The 26,271-nt window shown below is 61.4% G+C and carries 29 protein-coding genes and 3 pseudogenes; 19 read left to right on the top strand and 13 right to left on the bottom strand.

What is annotated here, in order from left to right:
* The first annotated feature begins 235 nt into the window (after window positions 1-235).
* Window positions 236-823: an imidazoleglycerol-phosphate dehydratase HisB gene (hisB, locus tag NATPE_RS00250; protein ID WP_006183152.1), complete on the top strand. Its 588-nt coding sequence runs from the start codon at window positions 236-238 to the stop codon at window positions 821-823.
* On the opposite strand, the gene NATPE_RS00245 is transcribed toward hisB, so the two are convergent.
* Entirely contained in the window at window positions 824-1,525 is a 702-nt protein-coding gene (locus NATPE_RS00245) for a hypothetical protein (protein ID WP_006183151.1), read from the bottom strand. It lies immediately after the preceding gene.
* Between the two features lie 118 nt (window positions 1,526-1,643).
* On the opposite strand from NATPE_RS00245, the gene NATPE_RS00240 reads away from it, so the two are divergent.
* Entirely contained in the window at window positions 1,644-2,147 is a 504-nt protein-coding gene (locus NATPE_RS00240; RefSeq protein ID WP_006183149.1) for a hypothetical protein, read from the top strand.
* A gap of 4 nt (window positions 2,148-2,151) precedes the next feature.
* Here NATPE_RS00240 and NATPE_RS00235 read toward each other — a convergent pair whose 3' ends face one another.
* Window positions 2,152-2,574 (bottom strand): DUF7522 family protein, encoded by a 423-nt coding sequence (locus NATPE_RS00235; protein ID WP_006183148.1) that lies wholly within the window; start codon window positions 2,572-2,574, stop codon window positions 2,152-2,154.
* Between the two features lie 210 nt (window positions 2,575-2,784).
* On the opposite strand from NATPE_RS00235, the gene NATPE_RS00230 reads away from it, so the two are divergent.
* Window positions 2,785-3,393 (top strand): IMPACT family protein, encoded by a 609-nt coding sequence (locus tag NATPE_RS00230; RefSeq protein ID WP_006183147.1) that lies wholly within the window; start codon window positions 2,785-2,787, stop codon window positions 3,391-3,393.
* Between the two features lie 2 nt (window positions 3,394-3,395).
* Here the strand turns inward: NATPE_RS00230 and NATPE_RS00225 are convergent, their stop codons facing one another.
* Together NATPE_RS00225 and NATPE_RS00220 are read right to left on the bottom strand one after the other, a co-directional pair.
* On the bottom strand, window positions 3,396-4,223 hold the full coding sequence (locus NATPE_RS00225) for a hypothetical protein (RefSeq protein ID WP_006183146.1): 828 nt from the start codon (window positions 4,221-4,223) through the stop codon (window positions 3,396-3,398).
* 93 nt (window positions 4,224-4,316) lie between these two features.
* Window positions 4,317-6,227 (bottom strand): annotated as a pseudogene (locus NATPE_RS00220) (TRAP transporter permease); the annotation flags it as partial.
* A gap of 288 nt (window positions 6,228-6,515) precedes the next feature.
* Between NATPE_RS00220 and NATPE_RS00215 the strand changes: the two are divergent.
* On the top strand, window positions 6,516-7,331 hold the full coding sequence (locus NATPE_RS00215) for an IS5-like element ISNpe14 family transposase (protein ID WP_015298633.1): 816 nt from the start codon (window positions 6,516-6,518) through the stop codon (window positions 7,329-7,331).
* Between the two features lie 595 nt (window positions 7,332-7,926).
* A pseudogene (locus NATPE_RS20900) lies at window positions 7,927-8,031 on the top strand (transposase); the annotation flags it as partial.
* Window positions 8,032-8,037: 6 nt separating this feature from the next.
* On the opposite strand, the gene NATPE_RS00210 reads toward NATPE_RS20900, so the two are convergent.
* Complete coding sequence (locus NATPE_RS00210) at window positions 8,038-9,150, bottom strand: IS630-like element ISNpe13 family transposase (RefSeq protein ID WP_015298696.1); 1,113 nt, start codon at window positions 9,148-9,150, stop codon at window positions 8,038-8,040.
* A gap of 45 nt (window positions 9,151-9,195) precedes the next feature.
* On the opposite strand from NATPE_RS00210, the pseudogene NATPE_RS00205 reads away from it, so the two are divergent.
* Window positions 9,196-9,975 (top strand): annotated as a pseudogene (locus NATPE_RS00205) (IS1595-like element ISNpe21 family transposase); the annotation flags it as partial.
* A 2-nt stretch (window positions 9,976-9,977) separates the two neighbouring features.
* Here NATPE_RS00205 and NATPE_RS22025 read toward each other — a convergent pair.
* Window positions 9,978-10,271 carry a hypothetical protein gene (locus tag NATPE_RS22025; RefSeq protein WP_152422619.1) on the bottom strand — a complete coding sequence of 98 codons (294 nt, stop codon included), beginning with the start codon at window positions 10,269-10,271 and terminating at the stop codon, window positions 9,978-9,980.
* 507 nt (window positions 10,272-10,778) lie between these two features.
* Between NATPE_RS22025 and NATPE_RS20895 the strand changes: the two genes are divergently transcribed.
* A complete protein-coding gene (locus NATPE_RS20895; RefSeq protein ID WP_081597646.1) occupies window positions 10,779-10,982 on the top strand; it encodes a YgaP family membrane protein in 204 nt (67 codons plus the stop codon).
* A 92-nt stretch (window positions 10,983-11,074) separates the two neighbouring features.
* Here the strand turns inward: NATPE_RS20895 and NATPE_RS00195 are convergent, their stop codons facing one another.
* Window positions 11,075-11,452 (bottom strand): cupin domain-containing protein, encoded by a 378-nt coding sequence (locus tag NATPE_RS00195; RefSeq protein WP_006183139.1) that lies wholly within the window; start codon window positions 11,450-11,452, stop codon window positions 11,075-11,077.
* A gap of 66 nt (window positions 11,453-11,518) precedes the next feature.
* A complete protein-coding gene (gene upp / locus NATPE_RS00190; RefSeq protein ID WP_006183138.1) occupies window positions 11,519-12,196 on the bottom strand; it encodes a uracil phosphoribosyltransferase in 678 nt (225 codons plus the stop codon).
* Window positions 12,197-12,657: 461 nt separating this feature from the next.
* Between upp and NATPE_RS00185 the strand changes: the two genes are divergently transcribed.
* The 5 genes from NATPE_RS00185 to NATPE_RS00165 all read left to right on the top strand — a co-directional run bounded on the left by NATPE_RS00185 (window position 12,658) and on the right by NATPE_RS00165 (window position 16,634).
* Window positions 12,658-13,167, top strand: a complete 510-nt coding sequence (locus NATPE_RS00185; protein ID WP_006183137.1) for a hypothetical protein — start codon at window positions 12,658-12,660, stop codon at window positions 13,165-13,167.
* Window positions 13,168-13,251: 84 nt separating this feature from the next.
* Window positions 13,252-13,974, top strand: coding sequence for a DUF5828 family protein (locus NATPE_RS00180; protein ID WP_006183136.1), 723 nt, complete (start codon window positions 13,252-13,254; stop codon window positions 13,972-13,974).
* Between the two features lie 88 nt (window positions 13,975-14,062).
* Entirely contained in the window at window positions 14,063-14,488 is a 426-nt protein-coding gene (locus NATPE_RS00175; RefSeq protein ID WP_006183135.1) for a hypothetical protein, read from the top strand.
* 174 nt (window positions 14,489-14,662) lie between these two features.
* Window positions 14,663-15,856, top strand: a complete 1,194-nt coding sequence (locus NATPE_RS00170; RefSeq protein WP_006183134.1) for an inorganic phosphate transporter — start codon at window positions 14,663-14,665, stop codon at window positions 15,854-15,856.
* Between the two features lie 49 nt (window positions 15,857-15,905).
* Window positions 15,906-16,634, top strand: coding sequence for a hypothetical protein (locus NATPE_RS00165; protein WP_006183133.1), 729 nt, complete (start codon window positions 15,906-15,908; stop codon window positions 16,632-16,634).
* A gap of 48 nt (window positions 16,635-16,682) precedes the next feature.
* Here the strand turns inward: NATPE_RS00165 and NATPE_RS00160 are convergent, their stop codons facing one another.
* Entirely contained in the window at window positions 16,683-18,083 is a 1,401-nt protein-coding gene (locus NATPE_RS00160) for a hemolysin family protein (RefSeq protein WP_006183132.1), read from the bottom strand.
* Window positions 18,084-18,191: 108 nt separating this feature from the next.
* On the opposite strand from NATPE_RS00160, the gene NATPE_RS00155 reads away from it, so the two are divergent.
* The 4 genes from NATPE_RS00155 (at window position 18,192) to NATPE_RS00140 (ending at window position 19,951) form a co-directional block, all read left to right on the top strand.
* Window positions 18,192-18,482, top strand: a complete 291-nt coding sequence (locus tag NATPE_RS00155) for a glutathione S-transferase N-terminal domain-containing protein (RefSeq protein WP_015298628.1) — start codon at window positions 18,192-18,194, stop codon at window positions 18,480-18,482.
* Entirely contained in the window at window positions 18,482-18,997 is a 516-nt protein-coding gene (locus tag NATPE_RS00150) for a redoxin domain-containing protein (protein WP_006183130.1), read from the top strand. The genes NATPE_RS00155 and NATPE_RS00150 overlap by 1 nt, the downstream gene beginning before the upstream one ends.
* 50 nt (window positions 18,998-19,047) lie before the next feature.
* Window positions 19,048-19,635 (top strand): L-threonylcarbamoyladenylate synthase, encoded by a 588-nt coding sequence (locus NATPE_RS00145; RefSeq protein WP_006183129.1) that lies wholly within the window; start codon window positions 19,048-19,050, stop codon window positions 19,633-19,635.
* Window positions 19,636-19,741: 106 nt separating this feature from the next.
* Entirely contained in the window at window positions 19,742-19,951 is a 210-nt protein-coding gene (locus NATPE_RS00140) for a hypothetical protein (RefSeq protein ID WP_006183128.1), read from the top strand.
* Between the two features lie 14 nt (window positions 19,952-19,965).
* Here the strand turns inward: NATPE_RS00140 and NATPE_RS00135 are convergent, their stop codons facing one another.
* Window positions 19,966-20,649 carry a CRISPR-associated protein Cas4 gene (locus NATPE_RS00135; RefSeq protein WP_006183127.1) on the bottom strand — a complete coding sequence of 228 codons (684 nt, stop codon included), beginning with the start codon at window positions 20,647-20,649 and terminating at the stop codon, window positions 19,966-19,968.
* Between the two features lie 329 nt (window positions 20,650-20,978).
* Between NATPE_RS00135 and NATPE_RS22020 the strand changes: the two genes are divergently transcribed.
* Both NATPE_RS22020 and NATPE_RS22015 read left to right on the top strand, forming a co-directional pair.
* A complete protein-coding gene (locus NATPE_RS22020; RefSeq protein WP_152422618.1) occupies window positions 20,979-21,344 on the top strand; it encodes a hypothetical protein in 366 nt (121 codons plus the stop codon).
* 2 nt (window positions 21,345-21,346) lie between these two features.
* Window positions 21,347-21,982, top strand: coding sequence for a hypothetical protein (locus NATPE_RS22015; RefSeq protein WP_015298627.1), 636 nt, complete (start codon window positions 21,347-21,349; stop codon window positions 21,980-21,982).
* Window positions 21,983-22,500: 518 nt separating this feature from the next.
* On the opposite strand, the gene NATPE_RS00130 is transcribed toward NATPE_RS22015, so the two are convergent.
* Window positions 22,501-23,091 carry a hypothetical protein gene (locus tag NATPE_RS00130; RefSeq protein ID WP_006183126.1) on the bottom strand — a complete coding sequence of 197 codons (591 nt, stop codon included), beginning with the start codon at window positions 23,089-23,091 and terminating at the stop codon, window positions 22,501-22,503.
* Between the two features lie 180 nt (window positions 23,092-23,271).
* Here NATPE_RS00130 and NATPE_RS00125 point away from each other — a divergent pair, with 180 nt between their 5' ends.
* Entirely contained in the window at window positions 23,272-25,458 is a 2,187-nt protein-coding gene (locus NATPE_RS00125; protein WP_015298625.1) for a (Fe-S)-binding protein, read from the top strand.
* A 79-nt stretch (window positions 25,459-25,537) separates the two neighbouring features.
* Here the strand turns inward: NATPE_RS00125 and NATPE_RS00120 are convergent, their stop codons facing one another.
* Entirely contained in the window at window positions 25,538-25,978 is a 441-nt protein-coding gene (locus tag NATPE_RS00120; RefSeq protein ID WP_006183124.1) for a type II toxin-antitoxin system VapC family toxin, read from the bottom strand.
* Window positions 25,975-26,253, bottom strand: coding sequence for a hypothetical protein (locus NATPE_RS00115; RefSeq protein ID WP_006183123.1), 279 nt, complete (start codon window positions 26,251-26,253; stop codon window positions 25,975-25,977). Before NATPE_RS00115 ends, NATPE_RS00120 begins: the two co-directional genes overlap by 4 nt.
* Window positions 26,254-26,271: the final 18 nt, after the last annotated feature.

Below are 26,271 nucleotides of genomic sequence, written 5' to 3'. Positions count from 1 at the left end.
ACGTCATATAACGGGTCGACAGTTGGCGTCGTTTCGGTCCGTTTCAGCCCGTACGTGGCGAGTGAATGACTTTTTTATGGCGGCTGAAATTCCGTTAGACGTTTTATTATAGCATCTCCTCCGCTATCGGGGGGACAGAACTGAGTTGCCGAATTCGGCGGCCGATTCGGGAGGCGGTACGATGTGAGTACCGACGAGCGGAACCGCCTTGTATCGGGGGCGGCATGGGTTCGACATGAGCGAGCGAACGGCAACGGTCACGCGCGAGACGGCCGAGACGTCGATCGAGTGTACTCTCGAGATCGACGGGAGCGGGACGGCCGCGGTCGACACCGGCATCGGCTTCTTCGATCACATGCTGACGTCGTTCGCGAAACACGGCCTGTTCGACCTCGAGGTCGACTGCGACGGCGACCTCGAGATCGACGACCACCACACGGTCGAGGACGTCGCGATCGTCCTCGGCGAGGCATTCGACGCGGCGCTTGGCGATCGATCGGGCATCGTTCGATACGCCGACCGACGCGTCCCGCTGGACGAAGCGGTCGCGGGGGCCGTCGTCGACGTCAGCGGTCGCCCGCGGTTTTACTTCGAGGGGACGTTCTCCCAGGCGTCGATCGGCGGGTTCACGAGCGACATGGCCCGTCACTTCGGGGAGTCGCTGGCGATGAACGGCGGCCTGACACTCCATCTCGAGGTCGACGGCGAGAACGCCCACCACGAGGTCGAGGCGCTGTTCAAGGCGCTGGCGCGGACGCTCGACGACGCGACCCGAATCGACGAGCGCCGGGAGGGGACACCCAGTACGAAAGGGACGCTCTAGTCACGGTCGCCGAAGCGTCTCCCCTTTCTCGACGAACTCCCCGTCTTCGATCGCGTAATCGACGATCGCCTCGGCCTCGCAGGGCTCGAGGTCGTAGGCCCCGGCGGCCAGTTCCTCGACGGCGCGTCGGTCCATGGGAAACTCGCGGTTGCGCAGGAGCCGAACGACCTTGGCGTAGGCCGCCGGTCGGCCGGTCGCGGTCCCGTCCCGATCGTCGTCTCGGTCGGGCTCGCTATCGGCGGCGTCGGCCGCGCCGGAGCCGTCGTCGCTGGCGGAATCGGTCGCCGTCTCGTCGGCCGACTCGGTGGCGACACCGCGTTCGTCGCGTTCGAACGTGATCCCGTCCTCGAGCGACGCGTCGGCGGCATCGGCGTCGACCGTCGCGGTGGCGGCGTCGTTGGAGCCACTATCGGGGCCTGAATCGGCTTTTGCCGCGTCGGCAGCCGTCGGAACCGTCGCGGCCGAACTGCCCCCGTCGGATCGATCGTCGCCGGCCGCATCGGTGTCCGTCCCATCGGCAGCCGCGCCGTCGCGGGCCCGGGCGAGCAACGGTTCGAGCAGCCCCTCGAGTCGCTCCCGACAGTCGGGACAGAGAACGACCCGTCGCTGTTCGGCTTCGGTCGGCTCGAGTTCGGGCGGGACGATCTCGAAGGTCCCGGTGGCGTCGCCCTCACAGAAGTCGCAGGTCCGGAGTTGGCGCATACGGACGGTATCGGACGGGGCGTACAAAAGCACACGTCAGACGGGTATCGGGGACGCCGTCGTCGAACGAGGTCAATCACCGGACATTATACCACCCCGGCCGTAGGGACGACAACGAATGTTCGACGAGATCATGGAGAAGTTCGAGGGATCACCGAGCCAGCAGGCGGTCATCAGGTTGTTGCTCGAGCGGGGCTTTTCGGTCAACGACGACGGCCGGGTCGTCTCCGGCGGGATCGAGATCCCGAACACCGGCATCGCCCGCGAGATCGGCGTCGATCGGCGGGTCGTCGACTCGACGACCGACGTCATCCTCGAGGATCCCGAACTGCGGCGTATCTTCCAGAACATCTCGCAGGTACCGAGCCTGATGGATCTCGCCCCGGTGTTGGATCTGACCGTCCTGTCGGTCGCGGTCCAGAACGCCGAACAGGAGGGGATCGTCGCCGAGGTCACGGGAACGCTCGCGGACAACGGCATCTCGATCCGACAGACGATCAGCGAGGACCCCGAGTTCACCGACGAGCCGAAGCTCTACCTGATCGCCGACGGCGACCTGCCGGGCGAGGTGATCACCGAGATCCGCGATCTCGAGTTCGTCCGGAAGATCGAACTCCAGTAACGGGTCAGGCGGCGTCGGTCCCGTCGGGGGTCGGCGCGTCGACGCTGTCGGCGTACTCGTCTAACACCGACGCGAGCGCGCTCGTTAGTTCCTCGAAGCGCTCGATCGACATGTCGTCGGTCGTCACCCAGACGCCGTGGGGCCCCCGGATGACTCGCGAGAGGAACCCGTTCTCGAACATTCGAATCGTCGCCTCGTACTCGCCGAGTTGGGTGTTCCGGTAGGCCGACTGCGAGTGGAACCCGAGCCGTTCGTGTTCGGCGAAGCCGATCAGGTCGGCCGTCTGCTCCAAGTCCGACCGGAGATACAACTGTTCGACGTCGTCCTCGGTGAAGTAGGTGATACTGCGGAGTTCGTCGCCGACCGTCGTTCGGCAGACGCTGTGGATCTCATCTGCGAGGTCGGAATGGATTGCATCGCCGTCCATGTGTCCACATTGGGCATGAGGGAATAATAGCGTATGGGAGCCAGCGACATACCCCGTGAGAAGCGACGAACCGCCGGCGCGTGACACCGGGCAAACGCTTGCGAGCCGGTCGAGGCGGTCCCCACGAGCGCCAACCGACGGGCTCTTTTCGCCGACCGTTGTAGCGGCAAATATGACATGCGTCCGGCCTCGATCGCGGAGGGAACGCCCGTGAGCGACACCTACCGGACCGTCGCGGCGTCGGCCACCGCCGAGTTCGTTGTCCAGGGATCGGAGTTTCTCGGCCACGTCCGTCCCGTCGACTCCGTCTCAGCGGCCGAGGCGTTCGTCGAGACCGTCCGCGAGGAGTACGCCGACGCGACCCACAACGTGCCCGCCTACCGGGTCCGGGCCGGCGACGACGGCGAGTTCCTCCGGGAGTACTCGAGCGACGACGGCGAACCCTCCGGTTCGGCCGGCAAGCCGGCGCTGAACGTCCTCACCCAGCGGGAGATCGAGAACTGTGCGGTCGTCGTGACGCGGTATTACGGCGGCACCAACCTCGGCGTCGGCGGCCTCGTCCGGGCCTACTCGCGGGCGGTGAAAGACGCCCTCGACCGGGCCGGCGTCGTCGAGGAACGCCCCCACGAACGCCTCGAGATCACCGTCGATTACGACGACTCGGGGACCGTCCGCTCGATCCTGGAGAGCGAGGGCCACGAGTTCGACGCCGAATACGAGGCCGAGGTCCGTTTTGCCGTTCGCGTCCCCCTCCCCGAAGGCGACGCCGTCCGGGACCGAATCCGGAGCGCGACGAGCGGCCGGGCCGACCTCGACTGAAATCACCCCGTCGCGCCGTTCGGGAGCCGTCCCTCGATCTCGGCTCGGACTGCCTCGAGTTCCGGGAGTTCGTCGCGGTCGAAGCGCACGTCGAAGAGGCCCCGGTCGAGGACGAGTTCGTCCTCGCGGAGCCGGACGTGAGACACCTCGTCCCACGGGACGAACGATCGGGTGTACGGTCGCCGTTTGACGAGGCCGTTCTCGTAGACCCGTATTTCGGGCGTAGCGCCGAACGAACCGACCTGCCAGCGGCCCTCGGCAAGCCCGCTGCAGAGCCACAGCGCCGCGAGTCCAATCCAGACGAGCGACCCCGCCCAGTCCTCGGTAACTGCGTTGCTCACGGCGAGCACGCTCCAGAGCGCGAGGACGAGGGCGTCCAGCTTCGGGGCGCCCGGCGGGGTCCACTCCCACGTACCGATGGGGTCACCGGTCGTGATCGCGTCCGTGTAGCGAGTCGCAACCAGCCACCGCAGGATCATGCCCACGATGGCGACGGCGATCGACGACGCGAGCGCGACCAGCAGGACGCGTGACTCGAGGGGTGTCAACAGCGACGCGCCAGCCGCGATACCGAATGGGACAGGCAACAGAACGAGCGCGGCCCGTCGACCCCACGTTCGGCCGAGCCGGACGGCCAGCCCACGGATTCGACTCGCGAGGACGACACCGACGAGACAGCCGCCGCCCAGTCCAGCGGCGTACGTTCCCGCCACGCCGTTCGAAGTCGTCTCCGGACGGACCAACACGACCAGTACCGTCACAAGCCCCGCGACGAGAACGCCAACGTAGCCGCCGAACGCGAGTCGAAACACGCGGTCCGGTGGGGCCATGTCGGTGGGAACGAGCGAGCGATCCGACTCTCGAGCAGTCACGAACGACCCTTGGACCGGTTGTGTTAAAATTGTAATGGGTCGCCGGTCAGATTACGCGTCGTTCGGCGTCGGTGTGGCGGCCCCCAACTCGGCACCGGACGCACGGGCGGAGTTGCGGTAGGAAAGGGAGACGAGAATCGCCAGTCCGAGCGCCCGGAGCGGAAGCGTGACGAGGAGGCCGGTGAGGCCGACGGACAGTCCGGCCAGCGAGAGGACGGCCTCGAGGACGAGGAGCGGCACCTCGGGGACCATCAGGAAGATCGACGCGGCCGCGTACAACGTCCGGCGACCGGAGTCGACCGGGGAGTACTGACAGCCGATGATCGTGACGCCGAGCGCGTACACGCCGAGGAACATTCCGAGGACGGGAACGACGACCTCGGGGAGGAAGAAGCCGAGGTCCGAGATATCGGCCCAGCCGACGAGCCCCCATTCACCACCGGTCTCTCTGACGAGCAGGATACCCGGCGAGAAGACGAACGCGAACGGGACGAGGATTTTGTTCAGCGAGAGGAGGAACGCAGTGACCGCGGTTTTGAGTTCGTCGGCTTTCGCGACGCCTGCACCGGCGAACGCGGCGACTGCGACGGGTGGCGTGACGTCCGCCATCAGCCCGAAGTAGAGGATAAAGAGGTGGGCGGCAACGACCCAAACGCCGAGGTCCTCCATCGGTCCGCCGAGCATCGCGACCAGGATGATGTACATCGCGGTCGTCGGCATCCCCATTCCGAAGATGATCGCCGCGACGCCCGTCAGGGCGAGCAGGATCAGGATCGACCCACCGCTGACGGCCTCGATGAGCGCGGCGAGGTTCGGGCCGAGCCCGGAGACGCTGATCACGCCGGGGACGACGCCCGCCGCTGCGACGGCGATGACGACCGTCGTTGCGGTCCGCGCGCCCGAATCCATCGATTTCACGACGAACGTGCCGAAGCGGTAGCCGGCGTTCCCGGCGATCGACGGACGGCCGATGGATTCCGCGCTCCGGCGGGCGGCGTCGTCGACCGCACTATCGAGTTCGAGCAGCGGTGCGTCCGACCGCGGCCGAACGAGCAGGAAACCGACGCTGACGAGGATCGCGATCGTCCCGAGATCCGACGCGGCAGCGGTCGCCGCAGCACCGAGCGCGTACGGATCGGCCGCCGACTCGAGGCCGAGCAGGACCTGAATCGCGGTCCCGAGCCCGACGCCGTAGGTCGCGAACGCCGCGGCGTGGGCGAGCGTAATCGCGGCGATCGATCCGAGCAGTGGGCCGCGACTACGTTCGTCGTAGGCGGCCACGACGGCGATCAACGCGACGATAGCGATGATCGTGTACCAACCGGCTCGATTGATCGACAGGCGAGCGATGACCAGAAAGTGAATCAGGAGGACGAGCGGGACCAGGTAGAACCACCCGGTACGGAAGTTCTCGAGGCCGTTCGGAAGCTCAGCACGTGTGATGCCGCCGATCCCGCTACGAACCGCTTCGAAGTGAACCATGACCCACATCCCGAAGAAGAAAGCGATCGCGGGCAGGGTCGCCGCCACGATCACGTCCGAATACGCCGTCCCGGTGAACTCGACGATGAGGAACGCGGCCGCGCCCATCACCGGCGGGAGGACCTGCCCGCCCGACGACGCCGAGGCTTCCACCGCGCCGGAGAACGAGGGCGAGTAGCCCGACCGCTTCATCAGCGGGATCGTGAACGCGCCCGTCGTCACCGTGTTGGCGATCGACGAGCCACTGAGCATCCCCATGAAGCCGCTCGAGACGACGCTCGCTTTCGCCGGCCCGCCCTTTCTGGTGCCGGTCAGCGAGTACGCGAGGTCGATGAACCACTTGCCGGCACCGCTCATCTCGAGGAAGGCACCGAAGAGAATGAAGATGTAGATGTACCGAACGCTGACGGTCACGGGGACGCTGAAGACGCCCGCTTCGACCGTGTACCAGCGGTCATAGACGATGTTGTCGTAGGTGTCGGTCTGAATTAAGGGCGTGCTGATCGTAACATTAGAGCGATGGCGCGGATCCAGCGTGGCACATAAACTAAAGATTCGAATGGTATGAATATTATGATTGATGAATCCAGCAATCAGCTACGGTTATGCATGACCTGTTGCTTGTTCAATACGTAGTCTGTCTCCTTTGGGATACATAGTTGCTTTGGAAATAACATGCTCTGTTGCAGCGTCGAATAGCACCAGTTTCAGCCTTGTTCTCGGCTGATTTCCGTGAGGCTTGTGGGGAATTGGACGCCGTCTTGCGATATGAGGTCGAAACGGCCGATCATACGGCAGTGTAAGAATCTTGCCAAACAGCACGTGGATAACCCTGACGAACCCGCTGCGCCGGACGGCGCCAGCGGGTTCGCCGAGTGGACTCAGATCGCGTTTATCCTCTTGCATGCGGAACTCGACAAAGATTTCCGAGAGACTGAAGCATGGTTCAATGACTCCAGAGCCATCCGTGAAGAGCTTAACATCGACAAATCGCCGGATCACACCACGCTCTGTCGATGGGAGCAACAGGTCGACATGCGTGAACTCCGCAGCCTGCTCCGCCGCAGTGCGGAGCAGGCTGGCTGGTCGGGAACAGCAGCAATCGACGCCAGTGGCTTCCAGCGAGATCAAACCAGCTATCATTACCGGAATCGTGCTGGCTTCTCGTTTCACAAGCTGAAGACAACGATTTTGGTCGATACAGAGTCACTGGCGATCAAAGACGTTCATTTCACGACGAAGCGCAAGTGGGACGGACACATCGGCTTGCAGGTCTATCGGCGCAACGCCGAAGACCTGCAAGAGTTCCTTGCAGATGCGAACTATTCGTGGTCAGATCTCAGAGAGGAGTGTCGCGCTGGCGCGACACGACCGCTAATCAAACACAGGGAGCACAATGCGCTGAAGAAAGCGCATAACGCTCGGATGGACGAAGATCTGTACCATCAGCGGACACTGAGTGAGACTGCGTTCTCACTGCTGAAGGATGACGGTGAGAAGTTACGCTCTCGGAGCTGGCACGGCCAGTTCCGAGAGCTCACGCGCAAGTGTATCGTGCATAACCTATCGCAGGCGGCGAGTTAGGGCTCGCCGCCTGCTCTCTTTCTCTGGACGTATCCGCCAGAGACATCGCCGTCATCCACGTACGGGTTCTCACAAAGTGACCTAATTCTGATGGTTGCAGAATCAACGAACTGTACTCCTCCCACATCATCCAGATCTCAAAACAATCAGTACAGGAGTTCTAACGCCATCTACCTGGATATCAAAATTTCAATACTGCCGCCGTCTTGCGTTCAACAGAGCAAAATAACACCTTCTACGTTAAATGGACCCCCGACGTATGAACTATCATTCGGGAAGTAGGTTACTGCTCGACCATCAAAGTGTACAGCAGAGTGTTCTCCTGCTCCATAGCTCGCTTCATTTATATTATCCGTTGGTACTACGTAAATTCTTGCATCTCCGCTTGAACTTCCTCCCATATAGTTTTGATAATGTTCAATATGGTAGTCCTGATAATTCCCGGACGTACCTCCTTCACGTTCAAATACGAATCGAGGAGATCCATCACTGACTATTTCGATATCGCTCTTCTGTAGGAGATTGTTGACGCCGCTTAGCTGTCGCTGTCGAATCGAAGAGAGCAAGGACACCGCGTCAGCGGTGTCCGTTAGGCATGATTCCGCTAGATGTGTTTGGGTCGGAATCGGTCGCAGCGGACCTGTTGGAGCAGGTTCGCTGGCGTAACGGTGTTACTTGCCCTCGCTGCCGTTCTGACCGATAGTGATTAGCAAATCTTATTGAGAAATCCACTGAGGTGATTGTCAATCCACGATGCAGCGAAACTCAGTTTCTCGGTCAGTTGGTCGAACAGTTCGTCAAGGAGTCTCCGGTACTCGTCTTCGCCGTTAACAATCAACGGCGAAGACTCCCACTTGAGACTCTTCCAGACAGGTTCGATTGGGTTGAGGTCCGGGGAACCAACCGGAAGGAACACCAGATCAATCCCGAGTTCATGAGCACGCTTGCGCGTGTGCTTGCAGACGTGTGACGAAAAGTTATCCAACACGAGCAGAATCCGCTTGCCGGGATTCTGCTCGCGGATCTCCTCGAAACACCCACAGATTTGTTCTTTCTCCTGGTTCGGTGGGAACGACAGCACGCTCTCTCCGTTGAGCGCATAGAACCCGGCCGCTGGTGTATCGATTTTCACCAGCGGCCGAGTGATATGTGGTTCATCGACCGTATACAGTCGCTGAGAGTTGTCCCATGGTTGTGGATGCGAGACATCGAAAAATCCCACCACAGTCCCGCCATCAGTGCAGATATCCTCATCGGTACGCCACTTCTCTTCGTCGTCATCGTCGTCACTCTCGCGCTTATTATGTGGCTGGTCGTGAGCATCCTCGTCGAACGCGTACTCAACGCGTTCGTCGAGGATCTCTTCGGCGTTGTCGGGTCGATCAGGCCGTTTTGTCCGAGGAATGGCGTAGGAAAGGCCGAGATTGTGTAGGAACGTTGGGAGGTAGTGTGGATGATATTCGACGTCGAACTCCTCGTCGAGAAGGTGCTGAATCTCCTGTTTTTTCCACGGTTGTCCCTCACGTAGTCGATCGATGAGTTCGTCTTGTTGGTCTTCGTCGAGCTTCGGGGGCCGACCGCCCCCGAAGTTCGGAGTGAGTTTGCCGAGACCTCCTTCGTTCCAGCGGTTAACCCAGTTCGTGGCGGTGCCCTCAGATTTCCCGACGTCGTCGGCGGCTTCCTTCAGCGTGGCACCCTTGTACAGCCGTTTGATGAACACGAGGCGTTCGAATTCCTTCTGATCGTCTGCCTCGCCGAGAAGACGATCCAGATCTTCTTCACTCAGGTGTCGCACGATTTTCTTCTCTCGACCAGTCACTACACTAAAGAGATACTTCTACTCAATAACTTTCCCGAATCACTAACGGTCAAGAACGGCAGCTATGGGAACTTTCAGCGCTATCTCTGTAAGAATTGCGACCGCACATTCAACGACAAGACCGGCACGATTTTCGCCCATTCGAAGGTTGCACTCAGAAAGTGGCTGTTCTCGATTTACGCGTTTCTCCGGTTTAACACGAGTCTTCGCCAACTTCAGCTAGAAATCGACGTTCAGTACAAAACGATTTACCAGCGCGTCGAGCGCTTCACGAAGGCGCTCGACGCGCCTTCGATCGACCTCGTCGGTCCCGTTGAAATCGACGAAGTCTACGTTTCTGCAGGGCTGAAAGGCCGCGAGCGCGACGCTCGGTCGCGCTCGCGTGGCCTGTCCACGCGTGGACGAGGATCGTACGATCAGGACAAACCGCCGGTGTTCACGATCGTCGATCGCGGCACCGACAATCGGTACGTGATCCCCGCGAAATCCGCCGACGAATCAACGGTTCGGCTCCTTCTCGCAAACCGCGAGAAGGAGCCACTGACCGTCTACACCGACGGATTTCGTGTCTACGACCCACTCAACGAGGACGACGCATTCGAGCGCGAATACGTCGTCCACGGCGACGGCGAATACGCGGATGAAGATGTCCACGTCAATACCTGCGAGAGCCACGGATCGCTGCTGCGACCGTGGCTCTCGCCTCATCGAGGCGTCTCAAAAGATAAGCTCACACAGTATCTCCGAGCGTTCCAGCTTCGACGAAAACTACTGCGGAAACCGGGAAGAGAAGCGCTCAAACACGCTATCAAAGCTACGCTGTGAGATCAACAAAGTGCTACACAAGAGCGTTCGATATAATCTATCACACCTGCTTCGTCATCATGTTCCCAGACATGTGTACTATCGTTCAAGGTACCCATTATTTCTCCGGTATGATTAATCTGATGAGCACTCTCATCTACGTCAACAGGTTCCTTCAGTGCGCTACCTTGTCCACCCATCGTATCAACTTTATATTCCAGTTCAACACCTCTAGTTTCTTTTAGAACGAGTTGCCAAGACCCGCGTGCTGAGACTTGACCAACAAGGCCACCTCCTAGAAGGCCCGCTCCAGTCACTACACCAGTTCCTCGTTTTAACAGATCTCGTCTTCCAAGCATCAATTTGCCGCAAAGTCATAGGAGGATAAATAATTTTTTATTCCAACACCTGTTAGAGATTGCCAAACTCGAGAAAGATCAACCGACAGCAGCTGTGGAATCTCTTGACAACTGGCGTCAAGGCTCGCCGTATAACAGGCGGCACCGGGGGATAGCCGACCTCGAATGGAGTCCAGACGACCCGCGGCCCCTCTTCACCCACAGGTAGAGGTTGACGAATACGAGCGAAACCCGATTATGACGTCGATACCGATTACGAACCAGAAGATTTCATCCCGTACATCGTCGACCAGAAGGCACTACTGTGCTGTGATGGAATACTTCGACGGCTGCCAAAAGTCATATTTACGTCCTTGAATTTGAGGCGGCGTCGCGTCCCACGAGGACGATCTGCACGGCGAAGTCGGCGAGACAGACGGGACCGAGCCCTGTTAGGGACTCCACTATTACGTACTCGTTGGTCTTATATTCGGACATAGACGAAACGTCGGCGGATTCGACCGGCTCGTCCTCGCGGCGACACTCCTCGTCCTCGGATACCGAAACCGGAACCGAACGCTCGGGACGCTGGCGTTCATCGCCGGGAGCGACATCCTCGCAACCGCGGTCATCCAGCGGTGTCCGGTGAACGCAGTGCTTGGAATCGACACCTGCGGGACCGGAGGGTAAGGATACGGGACGGGCCGAGGTCACGGGGCCCTCGAGTCGGGGAAGAAGGATTCTCGAGAACCGCTTGAAACCGTTGGAGACTCGCGCGACGATCACTCCTCAGGCTCGTACGGGACGGCGTCGCCGTCGACCGCGGGAGCGCCGACCGCGATCACCGAGACCGAATCGTCGGCATCGTCGGGATTGTACGCTCGCTGGGGCGCGCCGGGTTCGACCGCGAACAGCGACCCCTGCGGGACCGTAAACTCCTCGTCAGGTGTCTCGACGTGGAGCGTTCCCGAGAGGACGACGAACACCTCCTCTTGGGTCTCGTGGGAGTGGTAGGCCAGCGGCAACTGCTCGCCCGGCTCTGCGTCGAACCGGTTGATCGCGACGTTTTCCATCCCGGCCGCGTCGCTCAGCCGGCGGAGGTCGCAGGGTCGCTCATCGACTCGCTCGAGGTCGCCCGGGTCGACGACGCTGTAACGCATAGGAAGTCGATTCGAGGCGATCAGCAAAAGTCCGTCGCCACCCGTACGAGATGTCGGATCGGCCGCTCAGGTCGTGCGGAACGCGCGGTCACCGGCGTCGCCCAGTCCGGGGACGATGAAGCCGTTGTCGTCGAGTCGGTCGTCGATCGACACCGTCAACAGGTCAGCTTCGTCGAACTCCTCGCCGACCCGGAGCAGCCCTTCCGGTGCCGACACCGCCGAGAGGACGATCAAGTTCTCGGGTTCCACCGCGTTCTCGATGACGTGATCGAGAACGGTACACATCGTACTCCCGGTCGCGAGCATCGGGTCGGCGATGATGACCGTGTCATCCTCGGTGATCTCGGGGAGTTTCACGTAGTCGACCGTGATGGGGAACGAGCCGTCCTCGGAGCGGCCGGCTTCCTCGTCTCGGCTCGCGCTGATGACGCCCTGTCGCGCCCGCGGGAAGGCCTTCAGCAGGCCCTCGACGAACGGCGTCGCCGCGCGCAAGACGTTGATGATCACGACGTCGTCGAGGCCGCGAACGCGCTCGCCCATCGTCTGCTCTAAGGGCGTCTCGATCTCGACGTACTCGGTCTCCATGCGGCCGTCAATGATCTCGTAGCCGCAGATCCGACCGAGTTTGACCAGTCCCTTCCGGAAGCTGACCTGCTCGGTTTCGACGTCGCGGAGCCGACTCAGCGTGTCCTTGGCCAGTGCGTGAGTGATGAGATAGGCGTTGTCCCGGTCTTCGATCGGCATACCCGTATGGCCACCCGCCGGGTAGTTCACAGTGTCGATCAGCGGCGACGACCGTGCGACGCGACACCGTGTCGAGACGATCGCGCCGCGGGAAAGCTCGAATTGTGACCGCTAACAGGATTTTACCGAGTCGTGAGCCACACACCGTCCGGAATTCAGGCGGTCGCGACGCCCGCCGAACCCCGCCTTCGCCCGGCCGAAACGGTCGTAACGGTGGCTCCGGTTTAATCGGTCGATCGGCGTATCCTCCGGTGCCCGATCACGGGCGAGGAACTCCAATGAGCAACCAGCACCACCAGCAGCCGCGACAGGGACCGACGGGACAGCAACCGACGAGCCGAGGCGGAATGCAAGGGACGGGCGGGCAACAACCGATGGGCAGGCAACGAATGAGCGGCCAGCAGCCGACCAGCGGCGGCCAACAAACGGGTGGTCAGCAGTCGATGGGCGGCGGCCAGCGGATGGGAAGCCAGGGGACGCAGGGCCAGCGATCGTTCGAGGATCACCTCACCAACGAACTGCGGATCGCGCTCGAGGACTTCACCGAACTGTCTCACGTCGCCGACTGGTGTGCGAAGATGTGTGCCTCGGAGGGGCCACAGCTGGCGACGTGTGCGGCGATCTGTCGCGACATCGCGGAACTGGCCGCGTTCAACGAGAAGCTGATCGCCCGCGACTCGATGTTCGGCCCCGAGATCGCGGACACGTTCATCCGGATCGCCCGGGAGGGCCTGCCGGAACTCCAGCAGTACCAGCAACATCCCCACGTCGCTGAGACGATCTCAGCGATCGATCGGACGATTGATTCCTGTATGACGCTGCTCGAGCTGGTCAGCGGCGGCCAGGAGATGGGCGGTCACCAGTCGATGGGGACACGGGGTACCAACCAGTCCGGCGGCCGGATGGACACGGGCGGCCGACCGATGGGACAGCAGCCGATCGGCGGCCAGCAGACCGGCGGCCAGCGGTAACGTCGGTCCGCATCGACGGCCGACGCAAGCGGACGACGGCAGAGAAGTTTATACCTGTCCGCACGCTACCACTCGGCCAGCCGAATGGAAGAGAGCATCTCGGGGTTCAAAGTCCGCGGTGACTGGGGCGATATCGTCGAACACGGGGAGCGAATCACGCGCGCACTCCGTGACGTCGACGTCCACGATCCCGACCAGGAGTGGGGCGCGCGCTTCGCGCGCGCCTTCGAGGAATGGGACGAGTGGCGACCCAAAGCCCACGAAACCCTCGATTCCGACGTCAGTGAAAAGACCGCCGACCAAGCCAGCGTCGAGGAAGGCAAAGGCGAAAAGGCCGGCAAGGAACCCGACGAGGACATCAAGACCGCCGGCGAGAAGCTCTCGGAGTCCTACGAGAGCCTCGAGGACGACGACGCCGGGGCCGCGGTCGACAACTGGAAGGAGTCGATCGATTACGTCGCGCGCGCGGCCGACTCAGCGAGCCGCAAGGCCCTGCGTCGGGTCGAAGACACGGTCTATCAGAACGTGATGACCCAGCTCGCGCCGTACTACTTCGACAACGAACTCGTCAGCGCCAACGTCCAGCAGTCGACGCGCAACGGCGGCAACGGCGAACAGTTCGTCTTCGAGGTCAACGTCAACGACGACGACCTCAAGGAGGCGGTCTCCGAACGGCTCGCCGAGTACGAGGACGAGATCGACCGCTGGCACGTCGAGGTCGAGAAAGACACCGACGCGGCCGAGGCCATCGAGGGCGCGGAGCCGCCGCCGGAACCCGACGACAACTCGCGGTCGACGACGAACTGAGACGCCCCGTCGGATCGCCGCCTCGCTCGGTCCCGGAGCGATCCGCTCGAAATAAGGTTATTATATGTTGGACTGACAGAAATATCGTATGGAGCGCGACGGACGCGCGACCGCGAAATGGCTCCTCGAGCCGACCGCCGATGGGGCACCGCTCAGCGTCGGAATACTGGGATGGCTAGTCCTCATCAACGGAATGAGGATCGGTAGTCAAGGCATTGTGAGCCCTCTGGAGAACGGGCCAGCAATCGTCGTCGGTGTGTGTACAATCGGTATCGGCTGGACGATTCTCACTGGCCGACCGATCGGTCTCGCCGGGGGATTCCTCGGTTGGAGTTTGCACATTACATTGGGATTTTTCGGCGTTCTCAACGCAGGGACCGTCGAAGACGATGTCGACCTACTACTGGGTATCGTGGCCGCCGCGACGCTCTGGCTGACCGGACTATGGATCCTGTACAGACACAGGGGGTTCTTTCTCGAACACGTCGCGACCGATTGCGAACCAGTCGAGTAACGTAGGCGAGGTTCCGACGCGGCGACAGATGAACGTGGAGACCGGGCGGGTTCTCACGGCGTCCCCACTGCAGTAACTCGAGCGGGCCCGATCGCCGTTACGTTACCGACCGTCCGCCACTGGCAGCTGCAGGTCGGCACACACTTGTAGGGGCCGCTAATATGAAGCGGGTAGATGGTCGATATCGCCACGCTCGGGACCTTCGGCGTCGCCGCGATCGCGAGCCTCTTTATGGCGTGGGCGATCGGTGCCGGCTCGAGCGGCTCGACGCCTTTTGCCCCGGCGGTCGGTGCGAACGCGATCTCGGTGATGCGAGCGGGCTTTCTCGTCGGACTGCTCGGCTTCAGTGGCGCGGTCCTACAGGGTGCCAACGTCTCCGAGGCGGTGGGGACGGAACTGATCGGCGGCGTAACTCTCTCCTCGCTGGCCGCGACGCTGGCGCTGCTGATCGCGGCCGCCCTGGTGGCGATCGGGATCTTCACGGGGTACCCGATCGCGACGGCGTTTACCGTCACGGGCGCGGTCATCGGTGTCGGCCTCGCGATGGGCGGCGATCCGGCGTGGGCCAAATATACCGAGATCGCCACCCTGTGGGTTCTCACGCCGTTCGTCGGCGGCTCGATCGCCTACGCGGTCGCTCGAGCGCTGCGCGCCGAGGTGGTCCCCGAGGAGTATCTCATCGTCGTGCTGGCCGCCGTGGTCGGCGCGATCGTCGCCAACATCGAGTTCGCGATCCTCGGTCCGGCGGATGCGGGCGGGCAATCGATCGCACAGGCCTCGAGCGTCTCGCTTCCCGGGCCGGCGATCGCCGGGACCGCCCTCGCGACGGCCGTGATCGCGGCGTTGTGGGCGGTCGCGATCGGATTGGACCTGCGCAACGGCACCGAACGGGGCGAGCGGCACTTCCTGCTCGTCCTCGGCGGACTGGTGGCCTTTTCGGCCGGCGGCAGTCAGGTCGGGCTGGCGATCGGCCCGCTGATCCCGCTGTCGGGCGAACTCGATCTGCCGCTGCTCGCAATGTTGGTCGGTGGCGGGTTCGGTCTCCTGTTGGGCTCGTGGACCGGCGCGCCCCGGATGATCAAGGCGATCTCACAGGACTACTCCTCGCTGGGTCCGCGGCGGTCGATCGCCGCGCTCATTCCCTCGTTTATCATCGCCCAGACCGCCGTCTTCTACGGCATTCCGGTCTCGTTCAACGAGATCATCGTCAGCGCGATCATCGGGAGCGGCTACGCCGCAGCCGGCGCTGGCGGCGGCGTCAGCGCCCGCAAGATGGGCGTGACCGTCCTCGCGTGGATCGGGTCGCTGGCCGGCGCGATCACCGTCTCCTTTGTCGGCTACACCGCCGTCGCCGCGGTCCTGCTGTGAGCCGGCCGACATCGAACGGTCTTTACCCGACGGGTCGTGAGTCCGACGTATGGACGAGGACGCCGTCGACGTCACCGATGCCGCCGACGAGACGATCCAGTGGCGTCGCGACGCCAGTACCTCACGTACCGTCCGACTGCTGTGGACGTTCGGCGTCGGCACCTTTTTCGCCGCGATCCTGACGGTCGTCTGCTGGCGGCTCTACAGGCTCGCCGGCGAGGCAGCCGGCGGGACCGGCCACACCGTCGTCGTCGCGCTCATCGCAGCCATCGCTGTGACCGTCCTCGCGGTCGCCGCCTCGAGCGACACCGAACGCCACCTCGAGCGACTCCCGGTCGACGTCCCCGGCGAGAAGCGACTGGACCGCGCGATCGACGCGGCCGTCGGGACCGTCGTGATGGGGGGCGTCATCGGCCTGTTGATGGGAGTCGGGCGGTACGTCTCGCAAAACGAACTGTTGGCCGTCGGTGCCAGTCCCTTTACCTTCGTCGCGGCGGTATCGGTTCCGCTCGCGCTCGTCGCGCTCGTTCTCGCGTCGTTTCTCCAGTCGGTCGGCAGGCTCGATCCCGAGGAGCGAACGATCTATCTCTACGAACCCGAACAGGTGATCGATCTCGCAGTCATCGAAGCGGTTTCGATCCGTCGACTCGGCGACGCGGCCGTCCTCTCGCTGACGTACGCCCAGCCGGACGGGCAGTACGTGCAGGGACCCCGTCGAATCGTCGTCCCGCCGGCGGTCGCACGCGATGTCGCCGCACTCGTCGGTTCGGAGAACTGATCCGGCCCGCGGTCGCGCTCGATCGACAGGAAGCAGTGACCCGGCGGGCTACTCGTGGTCGTTGTCGGCCTCGAGCGGTGCTGCGTCGTCGGGTTCCGGCTCGTCGTCGTCCGGCTGCTCGAGTTTCGTGAGTCGGGCTTTCAGGATGCGGGTGTTCTCGACGGTCTCGACGGTGATACGGACGCCGTCGTAGGTGATCTCCTCACCCTCCTCGACGAGCCGGCCGGCGCGGTTGAAGATGAAGCCGGCGATGGTCTCGAACTCCTGTCCCTCGGGAAGTTCGATGTCCAGCGATTCGTTGACGTCCTCGATGTTGACCTCGCCGCGGACGAGGACGGTGTCGTCGGCGATCTCCTCGATGGGCTGTTCCTCGCCGCCCTCCAAGATCTCGCCGATGATCTCCTCGATCATATCCTCCATCGTCACCAGCCCCTCGGTGGTGCCGAACTCGTCGATGACGATGGCCATGTGCATCCGGTTTTCCCGCATCTCGGTCAACAGTTCGTCGACGTTTTTCGACTCGGGAACGTGTAGCGTCGGCTGGATGAGGTCCGCTAGCTCGAGTTCGTCGTCCGCCGCCTCGCCGTAGTTCAGGTCCCGGACGAGATCACGGATGTGGACGACGCCCTGAACGTTGTCGAGACTCCCCTCGTAGACCGGGATGCGGGCGTGGCCGCTCTGGATACAGGTCTCGATGGCCTCGTCGATCGGGGCATCTTTCGGCACCGCCGTCATGTCGAGTCGCGGGGTCATCACCTCCTTGACGATGGTGTTATTAAAGCGGAAGATCCGCGTGAGCATCTCGTGTTCCTCCTCTTCCAAGACACCCTCGCGCTCGCCGGACTCGATCATCTCCTGGATCTCGTCGCGGGTGACGTAGGGTGACTCGATCGCGCCCGTCGAGCCGATGAGGCGGTTGATCTGCCGGGTGAGGTAGTCGAAGAGGACGATCAGGGGAAAGAGCAGGTACTCGGTGAGCTTCAGCGGTTTCGAGATCCGGACCGCCCACGACTCGGTGTTCTCGACGGCATAGGACTTGGGGACGCTCTCGCCGAACAGCAAGACCAGGGCGGTGATTCCGAACGTCGCCAGCAAGACCCCGACCAGCCCGCCGAAGTACAGCGACAGGATCGCCGTCGCGATCGAGGACATCGCGATGTTGACGATGTTGTTTCCGACGAGGATCGTCACGAGCAGCCGGTGGGGGTCGTCCTTCAGCGCTTTCACCAGCCCCGCGCCCGAGACGTCGTCCTCGATCATTCCCTCGAGACGGTGTTTCGGGAGGTTGAACATCGCGATCTCGGAGGAGGAGAAAAAGCCGGAGAGCGCGATGAGGACGGCGATCGCGAACGCGCCGAGGATCGTCACTATCGACTGATCGAGCTCGACACCCACGACCGGCAGCTCGTAGGTGGCCAACGGGACCGCGAGCGACGGAGACAACGCCATTGATGTACAGCCTAATAGCCGGATCGGTTAACCGTTTCCCATTTTACAATGACGGTCATCACCGCCGGCGACGACACGTTTACCCGACCGATTCCCCTAGACACGGCCATGAACGACACCGACGACCGACCGATCACGTTCTACCGGCTCCAGGGCTGTCCGTTCTGCGAGCGAGTCGCCCGACTCCTCGAGGAGTACGAGCTGGGCTATCGCTCGCGGTTCGTCGAACCGATGCACTCCGAGCGAGACGTCGTCAAACGCGTCGCCGGCGTCCGGACCGTCCCCGTCGTCGTCGACGAGAACACCGGCGTCACGATGGCCGAAAGCGCCAACATCGTCGACTACCTCGAGTCGACCTACGGCGAGGGAGCCGCGGCGACGGCCGGAGGTGACGACTGATGCCGGAGTTCGACGTCGTCGAGTTGGGGCCGGCGGATCACCCCGAACCCGGCGCGGACGCACCCGACTTCACCCGACCGCTGGTCACCAACGAGTTCTGGGAGGACCGGACGCTATCGGAGATCGTCGCCGAGACCGACGGCCCGACGATCCTCGTGTTCACGCCGATGACCGGCTCGTTCCTCGCCAAGTACGTCTGGGACGAACTGACGGAGCGAAACTGGGACGACCGCGCCGGCCGCGTCGTCGGCCTCACGGCCTCGACACCCTACGGCGTCAAGCGATTCCTCGGGGACAATGACTACCCCTTCACGTTCTTTAGCGACCCGAGCAACGAGGTCGCCGACTCGTACGGCATCGCACACGACCTCGACGGCATGACCGGCCTCGGCGAACCCCGCGTCGCCTTCTTCGCGCTCGCGGATGACCGCACGATCGAAGGCGCGTGGGTCGCCACCGAGTGGCCCGACTTCCCCGACTACGACGCCCTCGAGGCCGAACTCGGCCTCGAGTGACCGGCGCTGAGCGACAGGTTTTTGCCCGGGATCCGCCGAGTTCGACCCGAATGAGCGAGTACGACCGCGCAGCCGAGGCGATCGAGGAGGGGAAACTCGTCGTCTACCCGACGGAGACGGTCTACGGCCTCGCCGCGGACGCCCTCTCGCCCGCCGCCGTCGAGCGGGTCTTCGAGGTGAAAGGCCGGGACCGGTCGAAGCCGGTCTCCATGGCGGTGCCGTCGGTCCCATCGGCACTACAGCACGTCCGCGCGACCGAGCGGGAACGGCAGTTCATGGGCACGTTTCTCCCCGGCCCGGTGACGGTCCTCTGTCGGCGACGCGAGACCGTACCGGACGAACTGACCGCGGGACGGGACCGCGTCGGGGTCCGAGTCCCGGACCACGCGGTCGCGTTGCGACTCTGTGAGCGGGCCGGGACGCCGATTACGTCGACCAGCGCGAACGTCAGCGGCCGCGAGAGCGCATGCCAGGTCGACGACCTCGATCCGGAAATCCGCGAGGACGCGGCCGTCGTCCTCGACAGCGGCGAGACCGATGGCGGGACCGAGAGTACCGTCGTCGACGTCTCGAGCGGGACGATCCACCGCCGCGGTGCGATGGCCGACGAGATCGAGGCCTGGCTCGAGCAACACTGACTCGCGGCAGCCGTAACCACCACCCGCTCCGAACACGTCGCTGCTGCCCCCTTTGACAACGAAAACTACATACGATAACGATCCGACATGTTTCCGTACGTCGCCCATGAGCAGTCAGCCCAGCAGCGACTCGTGGTTCCGGACGCGACCAGTGCTGTGGTTCCTTCTCACCGTTACGGTCCCCGGCGGTGTGTACGCTGGCAGCAAGGTCGTCATCGGCGGGCAGTCGCTCGAGAGCGCGGTGCCGATCGGCATCGTCTTCGGGCTCGTCTTCGCCGTCGCGACCGCGGTCCTGAAAGCGGCGCTGGGACGGTAGCTCGAGCGACCGGCCTACAATCCCAGCAGCGATCGCAACGTCCGCGTCGTGACACCACACTCCGCAGCGAACTCACAGGACTCGCATTTCGAGCGGTTGGTCGTCCGCGGGGGCGGACCGTCAAGCTCACGGATCGCCCGCAACGCGCTCCTGTAGGTCGCTTTCCGGCGGGTCGTCATGTCGACCGAGCGGATCACGCCGTGGGCCGGATACTCGAGCCAGGCCCGTTCGACCGACGTCTGATGTTCCCATGCGATTGCCTTCGCGGCCGCGACCGCCTGGACCGACTGGGACTCCCAGACGCCGTTCTCGGGCGGCTCCCCCGAAGACACCAGCACCGGCTCGAGCGGGTCGGCAAGGACCTTGTGAACGATCCCGCGACAGTGGCGGCCGGTCGCGAACACGTCGCGGTCGAGCGGGTCTCGAAGCCGGTCCCACTGCCCGCTCTCCGCGAGCCGGTCACGGGTCGCCGCCAGTCGATCCCGGTACCGAACCGCCGGGACGGCGATCGGTTCGTCCTCGAGGTCCCCCGGTGGAGCCTCGAGCAGCGATTCGTAGCGGGGCTCGAGCGCCCGGATCGCGTCGACTTCGGGCGGCGGCTCGCGCTCCTCTGCCGGGAGTCGCTGCTGATAGTAGCACTTCCGGGGGCAGTAGGCGGCGGTGCGGAGGTCACTGAACGAGATGTACGTGCAGGTCACAGTCCGTTTGGACGCGGTTTCCTATAAGAAGTCCCGCCCGGACAACGTGAACCGGCGCGTGTGCGCCGAGGTGATGTACCGCTCGGCGAGTCGCAGGGGTCAGCGAACATCGTGTGTACGTTAGTTTCTTGCCCGTAATCCCGAACGAACGTCTGTACGCGTGGAATAAACACACACACACACACATCACCTAGAGCGATAGTATCCGAGGTCGGCTCCCGAACGCAACCATATGATCAGTCTATAATAGTTGAATACATATACTATTGGTGAAATCCTTATATGGAGTTATGAGAAGTAATAGAAGATCGGTACTTCGGAATATTAGCATGGTATCACTCCTAGTGGGTGGAACAAGTCTTGCATCTGGCAAGGGTAATGGGAATGAAATACCTAAAGAAACAGATGAAAATCTACGGGATGAACTAGTGAAAGAGGGATGGGTCCAAAAAAACAAAAATATATTATACAAGCGTATCACTGATAAAGATCTTATAAATGATTTGCGCAATTATCCGACCGTCCCTAGAGTAACCCTAAAGTTAAACTCTGGAAGGAGAAACACCCGTATAAAGATTAACTTGAAAAAACTCCCACAGATTGATGAAAGAGATAAGAGAGAAATAAATCGTAGAAAGAAGAGTGAGATAAAAGAAGATGAGTATACTATCAGTATTAGAGAGGAAGATAAATAATAATGACTCATCCTGTGCGTATAGATACTGACGGCGAAGAGGCAGTGGATATCCATGACTTCAATCGAGCGAAAAAAGCAGATAAAACGTGGAAACCACTCGGGGTTACTGGGAATGGGGTTAACTGGCATTGGGAGAGTGCTCCCTCCGGTGCTGACGAATATATTACTGGCACTGCTGTTGTCGGTCAAGGATGGGGCGGCTACAAAGGAGAGGTGTGGCTCGGTCGTCAAATAGAAGTCTATGACTCAGATGGAGATGATCCAGAAGACCTTGTTGATATTTATTTCGACATATCCGCTTCTGGATATGTTTTCGCAGGAGGTTCTGGATCTGCTGAAGCTGAGATCGAGGGAATCATTGAAGATGTAGATTCTGGAACCACGAGAAGTGTCTCCCTGCTGAATTTTTCGGCCGCAAGGGCGGGAGCTAATTCTACTAATGGTTTGAGCCAATATAAAGGGAAAATAAATAATTTTGAACTTGATGTCAATGATACTTATAATGTCTGGGTAAAACTAAGAGTTGAGGCTCACGTACAGGGAGTAAGTATGTCTTTTGCTGATTTCGGAAATGAAGATGGAGACAGCGGTGAATACGTGCAGATAAATAAAATAACTATTGACAAGGGTCATTAGAGCCATATTCTATAAATCACCCACCATATACTGTTTGTTATTTTAGAAGGTTGCTGAGTAAGACACCTCGATATTATTTCCCGCCTTAATATAGAGAATTGAATATAGTAAGTATAATAACTACGCAGTCAAATAGGGACTATAATGGTATTATCAAGTGGAATAATTAAAATAGGAATAGACGCGTTGTTATTCATTCAGACAGAAGAGTTGATACTAATTAGTGCAGCGATCGTAGTGATGGTCGGAATTCCGACGGCAGGAATGTACTTCCGTGCAACAGAAGACGACACGGACAGAGTATTTCTTTTGACTGGGGTAATGTTGGTAACATCTATTCTGATACCGATTATTGGTCCGATTGTCCTCTGGATTGGCTATGCTCTAGTAACGGAATGAGGGCCCACATGCTCACACGAGTGCTCGAAAAAGGGACTGTCTTCGCAGTAGCTCTCTCCGAAACGTCTCGAGAAGAGGCCGGTTACGGATCGGTCACGTAATTTCCAATTTCTGACGTATCAGAACTCCACGTCCGTCTCCATCCCCTCAGTGGCGTCCTCGAGGCCGTCCTCGCGGAGGTCGGAGGTCATGCGTTCGGAGAGGTCGGCGTCGGCGAGGACGCTGTCGAACTCGTCGCGGTAGCGGTCGTTGGCGGTCCGGGACTGGTCCTCGGCCTCGGCGACGCGGCGGTAGCGGCGGATCGCGGCCTCGCTGACGCCGTAGTCGTCGGCGAGCGTCGCGTCGTCGGCGTCGCGGTCGCGGATCGCCGCGAGGTCGACCTCGTCGGCGTCGTCCTCGCCGACGAGATGCAGCGACATGCGGGCCTCGAAGACGACCTCGGCGTCGACACCGAGGTCGTCGGCGACCGCCTCGTCGCTCCGGTCGTCGTAAAAGCCTCTGGCGACGGTGAGTAGTTCGTCGTCCGAGAGCGGCGTCTCGAACTCGTAGCGCTCGCGCATCTGCTGGACGACGCTCTCGAGGCGTTCCTGATCGGTCCGTTCGTCCCGCTCTAAGGAGCCGCGGGTGTCCTCTTGTGATTCGGTGACGGTCTCCTCGCCGTCGGTGACGTCGGTGAAGATGTCCCGGAGTTCCTCGGTTTTGTCGTTCATGGGTGGACACTCCCGACGGGCGGCTATTTAAGCCTGTTGCCAGATAGGTTGGGCGGGCGAAACGAACATGGACGACTATTATAAACTCGAAATAGTAGGAAAATTTTCGCAAGACGGCGTCGGGGTTGACTTCGACCGAGTGTGGCAAGAATTAAGTTACCGCCCTCCCCGTCATTGGATATGCATGCACTAGCACAGTCAGACGTGGCGAGGGAGACGTACTGGGGCATCACCAGTGTCGAGTACGCGACGTTTTACTTCCTCGCGTTCACCGCCATCGCCGTCTTCACCTACGGCGTCTATCGGCGGTTCGCCCGCTACTCGCAGGGCGACGACGACTCCTTCGCGCGTCTGAACGACCTGCCGAACCGCATCGTGAGCTCGGCCAAGATCGTGCTCTCGAACGAGAAACAGTTCAATCGGGACCTCTACGGCGGCCTGATGCACTCCTTTATCCTCTGGGGGTTCCTGACGCTGTTTATCGCGACGCTGATCCTGATGGCCGAGGAGTACGCCGCCCAGAAGATCCTTCACATGTCGTTCTGGGACGGTGACTTCTATCTCGCCTACCAGTTCATGGTCGACGCGCTTGGGCTGCTGTTCGTCGTTGGCATCGGGATGGCGATGTATCGGCGCTACTGGGTGCGCAACCACCGTCTCTGGGGCCGACACACCTCCAACGAGGACGATATCTTCATCTGGACGCTGTTCGCGCTGGGCATCGGCGGCTTCCTGCTCGAGGGACTGCGCATCTACAGTGCCGGCATTCCCGACCACGAGATCGTCAGCTTCGTCGCCTACGGGATGGCGCTTAGCTTCGACGCCGTCGGGCTGCCGACGATGGGTGCCGAACAGGCCGGACTGAACGGGGCCGGCTTCAACGTCGAGAACCTCCACTGGCTCGCGTGGTGGTCCCACTCGCTGATCGCCTTCTTCTTCATCGCGTGGATCCCCTACGCCAAGCCGTTCCACATGATCTCTTCCTTTGCGAACGTCGTCACGCGCGACGAGAAAGCAGGCAAGCGCCTGCCCAACGTCCCCTCGGATCTGGACGCGACCAACGCCGAGTCCATCGACGACTTCACCTGGAAGGAGATCCTCGACCAGGACGCCTGTACCAAATGCGGTCGCTGTTCCTCGGTCTGTCCGGCCAAGTCCTCCGACCGGCCGCTCGATCCGCGGAACGTCATCCTCGACCTGAAGTCCTACCGGGAGGATCTCGAGGCCGGCGGGGAGGAGAAACCGATCATCGCCGACGGCGGTACCTCGGTAATCAACTCCGAGACGATGGACTCCTGTATGGCCTGTATGGCCTGTATGGACGCCTGCCCCGTCGAGATCGAACACCTCAAGAGCTTTACCCGACTCAACCGCCAACAGACCGATCAGGGCGACGTCTCCTCGAGCATGCAGGACGTCTTCCAGAACGTCATGCAGAACGGCAACACCTTCGGCGACTCACCGCGCAATCGCGGCGACTGGACCGAGGACCTCGAGTTCGACGTCACGGACGCCCGCGAGGAGGAAGTCGACTACCTCTGGTACGTCGGCGACTTCCCAAGCTACGACGAGCGCAACAAGCAGGTCGCCCGCTCGCTGGCGACGATTCTGAAGGAGGCCGACGTCAGCTTCGGCATCCTCTTCGACGACGAGAAGTTCGACGGCAACGACATCCGACGGGTCGGCGAGGAACTACTCTACGTCGAACTGGCCGGCCACCACGTCGAGACGTGGGAGGACTGTGAGTTCGACAAGATCGTCTGTACGGACCCCCACTCCTACAACACGTTCAAGAACGAGTACCCGGAACTCAACTTCGACGAGTTCTCGGACGATCCGATGATGCCCTTCGAGTACGACGAGCAGTGGAACGACGACGGCGAGATCGACGTCTACCACTGGACCCAGGCCGTCGAGGAACTCGTCGAGGAGGGCAAACTCGACCTGAGCGGGACCGAACTCGACTACACGGTCACCTACCACGACCCCTGCCATCTGGGCCGGTACAACGACGAGTACGAGGCCCCGCGCGAACTCATCAAGGCGACCGGCTGTACGCTCGATGAGATGCCCCGGAACCGCAGCAACTCCTTCTGCTGTGGCGGCGGTGGCGGTGGCCTCTGGATGGACTTCGAGGAAGAGCCAAAGCCGAGCGAAGAACGCATTCGAGAGGCGCTCGAGGACACCGACGCCGGCAGCGGGATCGAGAAGTTCGTCGTCGCCTGTCCGATGTGTATGACGATGTACGAGGACGGCCGCAAGACCGGCGACTTCGAGGACGAGATCGAGATCGTCGACGTGGCCGAACTCATCGTCGAGGCCATCGGCAAGGCAGACGAAGCGCAGGTCGAAGTCGCCGCCGACTAATCGGTCTCCAGTCGGTTCGGCAGCCGACGAATCGGATCCGCCTTTTGAATCGAACGAGGAAGTTCGAACAGCGGTCCCGTTACCCGTCGCTGATCATCGTCGGATCGATTCGATCGACGAGGCCGTCGAAATCGTCGTCAAAACTGAGAACAACATCGATATCACTGTTTTCGACGAACACGACGAGGCTCGCGTCCGTGAAGCTGAGGTCATGGTCGTCGTAACGGTCGAAAACGCGGACCGTTTGCTCGAATCGGTCGTCGGAGACGAACAGCATCTTGATCCGATCGGGAAACGGACCGCGCCCGGCGATCCGATCGCCGACAGTCCGTGCTTCGCGGTGACTGCCCGTCCGCATTCGGGTGAGCGTCACCGCTTCGTCGTACACGTAATCGTTCGTATATAGTGTACCAAACTCACCGGTCAACGCAGCTTTCAACGCGTTCGTCGCTGCTTCGTGGTGTTCGTCCCGCTCGTTTTGAACGGCAACGAAAACACCAGTATCGACGAGGAGGCTCATTCGCCGTACAGTACCGCATCGATCTCGTCTTCGTTCGTTTCGACACCCCAGTCCGAACTGCCGGACAACCACTGCTCGATTTCGTCGTCGGAGAGCGGTTCGAAATCGTCCCGGAACGAGTCGATCACGTCGGCTTTCGACTCGTACGGCTCCGTGACGAGTCGCTCGAGCAACGCCTCCTGCGTCACCTTCTTCCCCGTCTCGAGCCGGATTTCGGCCTGCAGCTCCTCGAGACGCGACTTCGTTCGGTCCGTGACTTTGACCGACGTACTCATGCGAACTAGTAGAGCGTT

It is taken from the genome of Natrinema pellirubrum DSM 15624 (assembly GCF_000230735.2).
Lineage (GTDB): Archaea > Halobacteriota > Halobacteria > Halobacteriales > Natrialbaceae > Natrinema > Natrinema pellirubrum.
This window is presented reverse-complemented; position numbering and strand designations above follow the sequence as displayed.

Excerpts from the sequence above, each read along its gene's own strand:
- hisB (WP_006183152.1), top strand. The coding sequence starts at position 236 with ATGAGCGAGCGAACGGCAACGGTCACGCGCGAGACGGCCGAGACGTCG.
- NATPE_RS00245 (WP_006183151.1), bottom strand. The coding sequence starts at position 1,525 with ATGCGCCAACTCCGGACCTGCGACTTCTGTGAGGGCGACGCCACCGGG.
- NATPE_RS00240 (WP_006183149.1), top strand. The coding sequence starts at position 1,644 with ATGTTCGACGAGATCATGGAGAAGTTCGAGGGATCACCGAGCCAGCAG.
- NATPE_RS00235 (WP_006183148.1), bottom strand. The coding sequence starts at position 2,574 with ATGGACGGCGATGCAATCCATTCCGACCTCGCAGATGAGATCCACAGC.
- NATPE_RS00225 (WP_006183146.1), bottom strand. The coding sequence starts at position 4,223 with ATGGCCCCACCGGACCGCGTGTTTCGACTCGCGTTCGGCGGCTACGTT.
- NATPE_RS00215 (WP_015298633.1), top strand. The coding sequence starts at position 6,516 with ATGAGGTCGAAACGGCCGATCATACGGCAGTGTAAGAATCTTGCCAAA.
- NATPE_RS00195 (WP_006183139.1), bottom strand. The coding sequence starts at position 11,452 with ATGCGTTACAGCGTCGTCGACCCGGGCGACCTCGAGCGAGTCGATGAG.
- upp (WP_006183138.1), bottom strand. The coding sequence starts at position 12,196 with ATGCCGATCGAAGACCGGGACAACGCCTATCTCATCACTCACGCACTG.
- NATPE_RS00185 (WP_006183137.1), top strand. The coding sequence starts at position 12,658 with ATGGGAAGCCAGGGGACGCAGGGCCAGCGATCGTTCGAGGATCACCTC.
- NATPE_RS00180 (WP_006183136.1), top strand. The coding sequence starts at position 13,252 with ATGGAAGAGAGCATCTCGGGGTTCAAAGTCCGCGGTGACTGGGGCGAT.
- NATPE_RS00175 (WP_006183135.1), top strand. The coding sequence starts at position 14,063 with ATGGAGCGCGACGGACGCGCGACCGCGAAATGGCTCCTCGAGCCGACC.
- NATPE_RS00170 (WP_006183134.1), top strand. The coding sequence starts at position 14,663 with ATGGTCGATATCGCCACGCTCGGGACCTTCGGCGTCGCCGCGATCGCG.
- NATPE_RS00165 (WP_006183133.1), top strand. The coding sequence starts at position 15,906 with ATGGACGAGGACGCCGTCGACGTCACCGATGCCGCCGACGAGACGATC.
- NATPE_RS00160 (WP_006183132.1), bottom strand. The coding sequence starts at position 18,083 with ATGGCGTTGTCTCCGTCGCTCGCGGTCCCGTTGGCCACCTACGAGCTG.
- NATPE_RS00155 (WP_015298628.1), top strand. The coding sequence starts at position 18,192 with ATGAACGACACCGACGACCGACCGATCACGTTCTACCGGCTCCAGGGC.
- NATPE_RS00150 (WP_006183130.1), top strand. The coding sequence starts at position 18,482 with ATGCCGGAGTTCGACGTCGTCGAGTTGGGGCCGGCGGATCACCCCGAA.
- NATPE_RS00145 (WP_006183129.1), top strand. The coding sequence starts at position 19,048 with ATGAGCGAGTACGACCGCGCAGCCGAGGCGATCGAGGAGGGGAAACTC.
- NATPE_RS00140 (WP_006183128.1), top strand. The coding sequence starts at position 19,742 with ATGAGCAGTCAGCCCAGCAGCGACTCGTGGTTCCGGACGCGACCAGTG.
- NATPE_RS22020 (WP_152422618.1), top strand. The coding sequence starts at position 20,979 with ATGGTATCACTCCTAGTGGGTGGAACAAGTCTTGCATCTGGCAAGGGT.
- NATPE_RS22015 (WP_015298627.1), top strand. The coding sequence starts at position 21,347 with ATGACTCATCCTGTGCGTATAGATACTGACGGCGAAGAGGCAGTGGAT.
- NATPE_RS00130 (WP_006183126.1), bottom strand. The coding sequence starts at position 23,091 with ATGAACGACAAAACCGAGGAACTCCGGGACATCTTCACCGACGTCACC.
- NATPE_RS00125 (WP_015298625.1), top strand. The coding sequence starts at position 23,272 with ATGCATGCACTAGCACAGTCAGACGTGGCGAGGGAGACGTACTGGGGC.
- NATPE_RS00120 (WP_006183124.1), bottom strand. The coding sequence starts at position 25,978 with ATGAGCCTCCTCGTCGATACTGGTGTTTTCGTTGCCGTTCAAAACGAG.
- NATPE_RS00115 (WP_006183123.1), bottom strand. The coding sequence starts at position 26,253 with ATGAGTACGTCGGTCAAAGTCACGGACCGAACGAAGTCGCGTCTCGAG.